The organism is Psychrobacter piechaudii (assembly GCF_900162825.1).
In the GTDB taxonomy this organism is placed as follows: Bacteria; Pseudomonadota; Gammaproteobacteria; order Pseudomonadales; family Moraxellaceae; genus Psychrobacter; species Psychrobacter piechaudii.
In genome coordinates this window covers 1-2,646 of the sequence record NZ_FUGE01000067.1, presented here as the reverse complement: position 1 = coordinate 2,646, position 2,646 = coordinate 1, and the positions used below count along the sequence as shown (strand labels likewise).

Genomic DNA, 2,646 nt, shown 5'->3' with positions numbered 1-2,646 from the left:
ATTTACCGCCTATTGAGAACCGGTCGTAGATACATTTTGGGCTTATATTTGCTATTTTCTTGCATCTTCGGCTAGCTAAATGACGGTTATTAATCTTTAGTTCCAATATGCATCTCCTGTAGAATCCTAGGTTGATAGGTCACAGCACTTTTCTACAGGCAATAAAAAACCCTAAGGCGTATATCAAATACGCCAAAGGGAAATTAGGACGGATAATAAAGACTAAGCTATATAAAGCCTATTTTATTCGCCAATCAGCTTAGCGCGCTTTTAGCTCTAAGCGGGCAGCGTGTAGTAATGGCTCAGTGTAACCACTTGGCTGCTCACGGCCTTTAAATACTAAGTCACAAGCGGCTTTGAAAGCGATTGAGTTGTCGAAGTTATCAGCCATAGGCATGTAGTTTGAATCGCCTAAGTTCTGCTCATCAACAACTTTAGCCATACGCTTCATAGATTCCATAACCTGCTCTTCAGTTACGATACCATGGTGTAACCAGTTAGCGATGTGCTGACTTGAGATACGTAGCGTTGCACGGTCTTCCATTAGGCCAACGTTATTGATATCAGGTACTTTTGAACAACCCACACCTTGATCAACCCAGCGTACAACGTAACCTAAGATACCCTGTGCGTTGTTATCAAGCTCTTGACGCTTCTCTTCTTCACTCCAGTTAGTGTCTTTGGCTAATGGAATGGTCAAGATATCATCTAGGCTAGCACGCTCACGGCCCTTAAACTTCTCTTGAATCTCTTTAACGTTGTTTTGATGGTAGTGGATACTGTGTAGCGTTGCCCCAGTTGGTGAAGGTACCCAAGCAGTGGTAGCACCCGCTTGAGGATGGTTAGACTTAGTCTCAACCATTTCTTTCATTTCATCAGGCTTCGCCCACATACCTTTACCGATTTGAGCGCGGCCAATTAAACCTGTCTCGATACCCACATCTACGTTCCACTGCTCATAAGCAGGTAACCAAGCTTGTGACTTCATGTCGCCTTTACGTACGAAAGGACCGGCATTCATACTGGTGTGCATCTCATCCCCTGTGCGGTCTAAGAAGCCGGTGTTAATGAAGATCACACGCTCTTTAGCTTGGCGGATACACTCTTTTAGGTTCACAGTAGTACGACGCTCTTCATCCATTACACCCATTTTTAGAGTGTTACGTGGTAATCCTAGCGCATCTTCAACTGCTGCGAATAATTCGTTAGCGAACTTAACTTCTTCAGGACCATGCATTTTCGGCTTAACGATGTACATTGAACCTTCACGAGAGTTTGAACGCTCATTGTTGCCTTTAATGTCATTGATGGTTAATAGTGGCGTTATTAAGGCGTCCATGATGCCTTCGAAGATTTCTTCTTGACCTTCGCCTAGATCTACCAATACCGCTGGGTTCTGCATTAAGTGACCTACGTTACGGATTAACAATACCGCACGGCCTGGTAATACCAGCTTGCCACCGTCTGGCGTAGTGTATTCACGATCTGGATTTAGTTTACGGGTTAACTCTTTACCGCCTTTATAGAAGGTCTCAGTTAGGTCACCGTTCATTAAACCAAACCAGTTACGGTAAGCTTCTACTTTTTCTTCAGCATCTACTGCCGCTACTGAGTCTTCACAGTCTTGAATAGCAGTAATAGCTGATTCTAATAACACGTCTTTAATATGAGCTGGGTCAGTTTCGCCTACTGGATGGCTGGCATCAATTTGGATTTCAACGTGTAAGTTATTGTTCTTTAATAAAATACCTTTTGGATTACTCTCTTCACCCACATAGCCTACAAATTGAGCAGTATCAGCCAATGTAGTGGTGTTATCGCCTTGAGCAATTTTTAATTCGCCGCCTTCAACGCTAAAACCAGTAACGTCTGTGTAGCTGCCTTGCGCCAGTGCAAAGTTCTCATCTAAGAAAGCTTTAGCATAAGCCACAACCGCTTCACCACGTTTTGGATTATAGCTGCTGCCTTTGTCTTTACCATCAGCGGTATCGATTACGTCAGTACCATATAAGGCATCATAGAAGCTGCCCCAACGAGCATTGGCTGCGTTAAGTGCGTAGCGAGCGTTACGTACAGGTACTACTAACTGTGGGCCAGGGATACTAGCGATTTCAGGATCAACATTCTCTGTTGAAACTTCGAAGTCATCGCCTTCTGGTAATAGGTAGCCAATTTCAGTTAAGAATTCTTTGTATTTTGGATAGTCGATTTCGCCATCTTTGGTTGGGTTGTCTAAGTGCCACTGGTCAATCTTGGCTTGTAGCTCATCACGCTTGGCCAAAAGCTCTTTGTTACGTGGCGTGAACTTCTTAACAATCTCTTCAAAGTTAGACCAATAAGCGTCTGATTCCACACCAACACGGGGTAGCACATCATTTTCAATAAAATTATAAAGTTGGCTATCAATGGCTAAGATGCCTTTTTGAACGCGATTTTCATTGTTATTAACAGAGTTACTCATACCATATGATCCTTTGTTGGTGAATGAATTAATCAGTGTCTTCAGTGTTTCCTATAAGCCTACCCTATGCACAAGCATCTTTAGGCTAGTTATTATTAATTTTATTGAAACAAATTAGTGCTATACCCATAGCTGAAATACACTCTTATACTGATTGACGACCCACTAGGAGGCCGTCTTTCTTC

The 2,646-nt window shown here is 42.9% G+C and carries 1 protein-coding gene; it reads right to left on the bottom strand.

Translation table 11 applies throughout. The annotated features are described in order from the left end of the window. Positions 1–259: 259 nt before the first annotated feature. Positions 260–2,461, bottom strand: a complete 2,202-nt coding sequence (locus A1019T_RS02565) for a malate synthase G (RefSeq protein ID WP_077450289.1) — start codon at positions 2,459–2,461, stop codon at positions 260–262. Positions 2,462–2,646 lie beyond the last annotated feature (185 nt).